Raw genomic sequence first — 1086 nt, 5'->3', positions numbered from 1 at the left:
AGGCGTGGATCAGTGCGGCGACGTGGTCGGCCTGCGCGTCGGTCAGGTCGGGGTAGAGCGGCAGGGCCAGGGCGCGCCGGGCGGCGGCCGCGGCCACCGGCACGGGGTGGCGGGAGCCCGGCAGCGGGGCGAGCAGGGGCTGCTCGGTGAGCGGGCGCGGGTAGTAGGCCTCGGTGCCGACGCCGTGCGCCTCGAGGTGGGCGGCCAGTTCGTCCCGGCGGTCGCACTCGATGAGGTAGACGTAGTAGATCTGGTTGCTCGGCGTCTTGGCGGGCGCCATCCAGGGCGTCGTCACCTTCCCGGCCAGCGGCGCGAGCAGCCGGTCGTAGCGGGCGGCCAGTTCGGCGCGCCGCCCGGTCTCCTCGGTCAGCCGCTCCAATCGGTGCAGCAGGAACGCCGACTGCAGCTCGTCGCAGCGGCTGTTGTAACCGATCTCCTCGTGGACGTACGTGCCTTCCGTGTCCTGCCCGTGCTGGCGCAGCCGCCGGGCGCGGGCGGCGACGCGGTCGTCGTCGGTGAGGAGCATGCCCGCGTCGCCGAGCGAGCCGAGGGTCTTGGTGGGGAAGAAGGAGAGCACCCCGCCGCTGCCCCACAGGCCCGCGTGCACGCCGCCGGCCCGCATGTCGATGCCCTCGGCGCTGTCCTCCAGGAGCATCAGTCCGTGCCGGTCGGCCAGGTCCCGCAGCACCTCCATGTCGGCCATCTGCGAGAACAGGTGCACCGGCATGATCGCCTTGGTACGCGGGGTGATCGCGGCCTCGGCGCGCGCGGGGTCCATGGCGTAGCTGCCCGGCAGGACGTCCACCAGGACCGGCCGCGCGCCCACGTGCAGCACGCACGACGCGGTCGCGAAGAAGGTGTACGCGGGCACGATCACCTCGTCGCCGGGGCCGATGCCAGCCGCCCGGAGCAGGATGACCAGGGCGTCGGTGCCGTTGGCGACGGCGACCGCGTGCCGGGCGCCGGTGCGCTCGGCGATCGCGGCCTCCAGTTCCGCGGTGACCGGGCCGGAGGTGAACCGGCCGGAGGCGGCGACCTCGCGGATCCGGGCCTCCAGCCGGGGCCAGTCGCGGCGGACGGAGGCGG

General features: G+C 74.7%; 1 protein-coding gene. It reads right to left on the bottom strand.

Going from position 1 to position 1086, the window contains the following annotated elements; translation table 11 throughout:
• Positions 1-1086, bottom strand: a 1086-nt coding sequence (locus tag HW445_RS32155) for a DegT/DnrJ/EryC1/StrS aminotransferase family protein (RefSeq protein WP_180224277.1), incomplete at both ends; no start/stop codon positions are given.

This window comes from Streptomyces sp. UH6 (assembly GCF_013421635.1).
In the GTDB taxonomy this organism is placed as follows: domain Bacteria; phylum Actinomycetota; class Actinomycetes; order Streptomycetales; family Streptomycetaceae; genus Streptomyces; species Streptomyces abyssomicinicus.
This window is presented reverse-complemented; position numbering and strand designations above follow the sequence as displayed.